Raw genomic sequence first — 5343 nt, forward strand, 5'->3', positions numbered from 1 at the left:
TTCAGAGCCTCCTGCGGCTGGTTGGGTTGGATTGGCGAGTGCCGGACTTCAGCACCCTGTGCCGCCGCCAAAAGACGCTGAATGTGGCGATCCCGTATCGCGGCGGCACGGGCCCGCTAAACCTGCTGATCGACAGCACCGGCATCAAGGCCGAAGGCGAAGGTGAGTGGAACGCCCGCAAGCACGGCGGAGCCAAACGGCGCATCTGGCGCAAGGTGCACATCGGTATCGACGAGGAAACATTGGAAGTCCGGGCCGTCGAAGTCACCGGCAGCAACATTGGCGATGCGCCCATCCTGYCAGATCTCCTSGACCAAATCCCGTCTGACGAAGAGATCGGTTCCGTKACGGCAGATGGCGCCTACGACACACGCAAGTGCCACGAGGCAATCGCTGCCCGTTGTGCCGCTGCGATCATCCCGCCCCGCAAGAACGCCAATCCCTGGAAACCAACGAGCCCCGGAGCCATYGCCCGCAATGAGGCACTGCGCGCGTCCAAATATTTGGGTCGTGCCATCTGGCGACGATGGTCTGGCTACCACCGCCGGAGCCGGGTCGAGAGCAAGATGAACTGCATCAAGCTGCCCGGCCAATCCCTCATGGCCCGAGACTTCGACCGCCAGGTCGCCGAGCTGCAAGTTCGCATCGCCGTGCTGAACGGCTATACCGCGCTCGGCGTACCCATGACTGTGGCCGTAGGATAGGTCCGTCCGGGGAAAGGGAAACCGCGCTCAGACCCCGATTTGTGCAACAGCGCCACGCAAAGATGACAACCGCGCTCTTGGACCGGCTGAATCACCGCTGCCACATTCTGGAAACCGGCAACGACAGCTATCGCCGAAGGGAGCGGCTTTGCCTCAACTCGGCAACTCCAACGGGCGTGGAACAGATTCGACAGTCGATCCCCGACCGCCCTTGGCAAGCAAAGGCTTTGACAGGCGTTATGACTCCGGACCGGGAGGATGACGACCGAACTCACGCAGGTCCGAGTGTGGATCAGGCAACTTCCGGGCCTTCGGAGAGGATCACCATACAATTTGCGGCTTCGGGCAGATCCAGCGCGGTCAGCGCCGCAAAGCCTGCCACACCGCTGGGGGTTGAGGCCAAACCGGCGCGGGCAAGACACTCCACCGCCTCTGTAGCCTGCGCCTCTGAGATGGTGACAAAACGGTTCGCATCGGCCCTGAGGCTCTCCCACGCAAGCAGCGAGGCGTTTTTGCAATCGAGGCGTCCCATATCAGAGACAGGCCCCGACACCTCTGTGAGACAGCTTGCCCGGACGCTCTCCATCAGACAGGGGGCGGCATCGGGCTCCACCACAGTGATCTCCGGCTGCACCGGCCAATATGCGCGGATATGGGCGGCGACGGCTGCGGCGAGCCCGCCAACACCAGCTTGCAGCAACACATGATCCGGCCACGCGCCAAGCTCCTGAAAGCCGCAGCTACATTCATGAGGCAGCACGGTGTACCCCTCCATAACCAGCGCGGGCGCTGTCAGATAACCCTCCCATGAACCATCGGCGAGATGGATCCAGCCCTCGGCGTCTGCCAACCGGGCGGCTTCGGTTACGCTGTCCTCATAAGAGCCGTCCACCCGGATCACCCCGGCACCCAGCGCGCGGATACGGTCGGCAAAAGCTTCGGGAACGGTGGTGGACAACAGGATCCGCGACCCTGCCCCGAACACGCGCGCGCCCGCCGCGACTGACAGGCCGTGATTGCCCGCGCTCGCGGTAACGAAGGTCATCTGCCCGGCAACGGCCTTGGCCGTCGCTGTGGTCGGGTCAGGCTCATCTGAACGGTCGAGGATCATCTGCGCTACGGCATAGGCCCCGCCGAGTGCCTTGAAGCTACCCAGCCCCATCCGCTGCGTCTCATCCTTGATCCAGAGGCGCTCAATGCCTGTTTGATGTGCCAGATCCGGCCTCTCGGTCAGTGGCGTCGCCGTGTAAGCGGGACAGGAGCCGAGAAGCGTCAGGGGCCGGTCTGGCGAGACGCGAAAGCCGCGCCGGGCGGGGGGGGCGGTCTGACGGTCATTCTCTAGCAGCATGGGTGTCCCCTGGTTCGCGTCTCGGGAGGCGTTAACCCGAGTTGTGCAGCTTTGGCCGCGAAATGCACGCGGTTCCGTTATTTTTTTTACGGCGTCAGGGAATTTGCGGCTAAGCTCAAGCCGGTTAAACAGGGGGATCTGGATGGGCGAGACAGCTGTCTTCGGAGCCGGGGAGTATGAGGCGCGCTGCCGTCGGACGCAGGAAGCCATGGCCGGGGAAGGTCTGGCTGCGATGCTGCTGACATCAGAGCCGGATTTCCAGTATTTCGCAGGATTCTTCACCCGCTTCTGGGAGAGCCCCACCCGTCCGTGGTTCCTGATCCTGCCCGCGACCGGCGCGCCAGTGGCGGTCATTCCCGGCATTGGCACACCGCTCATGAGCCGCACATGGATCGAGGATATCCGCAGCTGGGATGCACCGGATTACGACGATGACGGCGTGTCCCTCCTTGCCGACACATTGCGGGAACTGACACGCCCGGGCGACAGGCTCGGCGTTCCCATGGGTCGCGAAACCTCCCTGAGAATGCCACTGGCCGACTGGGAGCGGCTTTGTGATCTACTCCCGAAGCGCACCCGCCACGATGTCTCCGGTGTCCTGCGGGAGGTACAGGGGCAGAAGTCGTCTGCCGAGATCGCCGCGATCCGTCGGACTTGCCAGATCGCGGGCCGGGCCTTTGACCGGGTGCCGGAGATCTTGCGACCCGAAGTCACCCTGGCGGAGCTCTTTCGCCGCTTTCAGACACTCTTGTTGGAGGAAGGCGCGGATTGGGTCCGCTATCTGGCCGGAGCGGCGGAGCAGAGCGGCTACGCGGATGTCATTTCTCCGGCCCATCACCGGCCCATCGTCGCAGGCGACGTGGTGATGCTCGACACCGGCGCAGTGCGGGACGGGTATTTCTGCGACTACGACCGCAATTGGGCGATCGGTACCGTGACCCCGCAGGTACAGGAGGCGCATCAGATCCTTTTCGAGACCACCGAGACCGCGTTCGACGCTGCGCGTCCGGGGCTCAGAGTGTGCGACCTCTACCACATCATGGAAACAAAGCTCTCCCGCCACAGCCCGGCCCCGATCAGCGGCAGGCTGGGCCATGGGCTGGGCATCCGCCTGACCGAGCCACCCTCCCTGATCGCCGCTGACACCACAGAGTTGGTCCCCGGCATGGTCCTGACGCTCGAACCCTCGCTCACCATGGGGTCCGGCAAGATGTTGGTGCATGAAGAAAATATCGTCATCACGGAGGAGGGTGCGGATTGGCTGAGCCCCCGCGGACCACGAGAGATCCCGGTTCTGGAGTGGGCACGATGATCAGGCTCGACGCACAGCTGGGCGCACCTTTGGGGTACCGCGCCAGTTTCGGCCTGATCGTCCTGCGCGCCGATGAGACCATCGAGCACGAGGCACGGCAGGTTCTGACCGGAGACGGCATCGCCCATTATGTGAGCCGTGTGCCCTGTGAGACAGAGATCTCCCTCGACAGCCTCGCCCGGATGGAGGGCGAAATTCCCCGTGCCGCCGCGCTCCTGCCCTCGGCGCGGGCGTTCGATGTGGTCGCTTATGCCTGTACCTCCGGAGCGACGCGGATCGGGCCGGATCGGGTCGATGCTGCAATCCGTAAGGGAACAAGCACCCGCCACACGACCAACCCGCTGAGCGCAGCTCTGGCAGCGATGGAGGCGCTGAAGATCCGCAGCCCCGGATTTGTGACACCCTACGCACCGGAGGTCTCGCAGGCGATGCTGGACGTGCTCGAGCAGGCTGGCATCACCATTGCTGCGGTCGGCTCCATGCTGGAGCCCAGTGACGAAAGGGTCGCGCGCATTGATGGCAATTCCATCAAAGATGCCGTCCGCCGGGTGGCTGGGTCAGGTCCCTGCGACGGGATCTTTCTGTCTTGCACCAACCTGCGTGCCCTGTCGCTGATCGCCGGGATGGAGGCCGAGTTGGGCATTCCGGTTCTTACCAGCAATCAGGCACTTCTCTGGCACATCATGCAGTTGGCCAGCCAGCCGACGACCAGCCTTGAGTTTGGTGCGCTTATGCAAACCCGGATCATGGAGACATCGTAAATTGTGCACAGCTCCGCAGACACTCGTTATGAGTGAGAGAGTCTCTGGGGGGCAGGTCAGAAGGCCAGCTGGCACCGTAAAGTTAATCAGGTTTTGTTGAGTTGAAGGTTGGCCGTTTGATCAAGCGGTCTCGATGCTTGCGATGGACCACCAATGGTCCATTGCAGTTTTACGGAGATCGCGGAATCCGGCGGAGGTCATTTCATGGCGGGGCAGGTGAAACAAATTGGCAATTGAGTCATGGATCGAGAGGAAGCGCTGCAGGTGTCTCGGCGACTTGAAACCCTTCGTGGCCCGCTCTCGGCGCCTCACCGGTTGGTGAGAATTTTCACCACGATTGTTAAGGCCTTTATGGGATCGGTGCTCGACACCCGGCGCGATCTCCTTCTTCGCCGCCGGACAGCACCGCAGCTTGTCGGTGATCATGACGCGGGGTAGGCCGTGCTTCTTCAGAAGCTTACCGGGAAGACGCTTGGCGGCCTTCTTGTCCCGCCGGCTCTGAACGAGGACGTCCAGCACAAAACCTTCCTGATCTGCGGCGCGCCAGAGCCAGTGTTTCCTGCCCCGGATCTTAACCACAACTTAATCAAGGTGCCATTTGTCGCCCATCTTTCCGGTTGACCGTTCACGAATCTTTCTTGCGCCCTGCCGACCGAATTTCTCTGCTCACGCCCGCGCAGTCTGGTGCGACACGATGATCCCGCGGGCTGCCAGCAGGTCATCAACCATTCGCAGACTCAGCGGAAACTTGAAGTACAGCCAAACTGCCTAAGCGATCACGTCCGGCGGGAATCGATGGCGGCGATGGAGGTCGGTCCTGGTCATGCTGCCAGATCGCATATCTCACCGATCACCGCCTTAACTTTACGGTGCCCCGAGGGTGTTTAGCCGGTCGCCATAAATGTCCCAGCTGAGATGCCGCGCCTGAAGGGCTTGTCTTATGACTTCCCTCGGCTCCTTTGCGATAAGGGAGCCGCTTCCCGGCTCCCCAAACATGCCGGGAAGCGGCGGGGGACGGATCGGGAATGGGTCGGCCGTTCTGGGCCGTGCGGTAGTGTGATCGCCCCCGTCTTTTCTCATGACCTGAACGGATAGCAGGGCTTTGGGCCTGCATGACAAGCAGAGGTAAGGAAAAGACAGATGCAGGATATCATCGGTATCGATATCTCGAAAGACCAGCTGGACACGTACCGTCTCTCGGATCGCCAGCACGCGGTC

At 62.3% G+C, this 5343-nt stretch carries 4 protein-coding genes and 2 pseudogenes; 4 read left to right on the plus strand and 2 right to left on the minus strand.

The features are described from left to right. Positions 1-704: IS5 family transposase (locus FEV53_RS19495; protein WP_142836328.1), on the plus strand; the 704-nt coding region annotated here is incomplete at its 5' end. A gap of 56 nt (positions 705-760) precedes the next feature. Then, positions 761-838: pseudogene (locus FEV53_RS19500) on the plus strand (ATP-binding protein); the annotation flags it as partial. A 158-nt stretch (positions 839-996) separates the two neighbouring features. On the opposite strand, the gene FEV53_RS19505 reads toward FEV53_RS19500, so the two are convergent. Then, positions 997-2052: a diaminopropionate ammonia-lyase gene (locus FEV53_RS19505; RefSeq protein ID WP_142836329.1), complete on the minus strand. Its 1056-nt coding sequence runs from the start codon at positions 2050-2052 to the stop codon at positions 997-999. A gap of 142 nt (positions 2053-2194) precedes the next feature. On the opposite strand from FEV53_RS19505, the gene FEV53_RS19510 reads away from it, so the two are divergent. Together FEV53_RS19510 and FEV53_RS19515 are read left to right on the plus strand one after the other, a co-directional pair. After that, positions 2195-3364 carry a M24 family metallopeptidase gene (locus FEV53_RS19510; RefSeq protein ID WP_142836330.1) on the plus strand — a complete coding sequence of 390 codons (1170 nt, stop codon included), beginning with the start codon at positions 2195-2197 and terminating at the stop codon, positions 3362-3364. After that, the gene (locus FEV53_RS19515) at positions 3361-4125 is read left to right on the plus strand and encodes a maleate cis-trans isomerase family protein (RefSeq protein WP_142836331.1); all 765 of its coding nucleotides are present in this window, start codon (positions 3361-3363) and stop codon (positions 4123-4125) included. Before FEV53_RS19510 ends, FEV53_RS19515 begins: the two co-directional genes overlap by 4 nt. Before the next feature lie 120 nt (positions 4126-4245). On the opposite strand, the pseudogene FEV53_RS19520 reads toward FEV53_RS19515, so the two are convergent. After that, positions 4246-4950: pseudogene (locus tag FEV53_RS19520) on the minus strand (IS6 family transposase). Positions 4951-5343 lie beyond the last annotated feature (393 nt).

Source organism: Palleronia caenipelagi (assembly GCF_007004065.1).
Lineage (GTDB): Bacteria > Pseudomonadota > Alphaproteobacteria > Rhodobacterales > Rhodobacteraceae > Palleronia > Palleronia caenipelagi.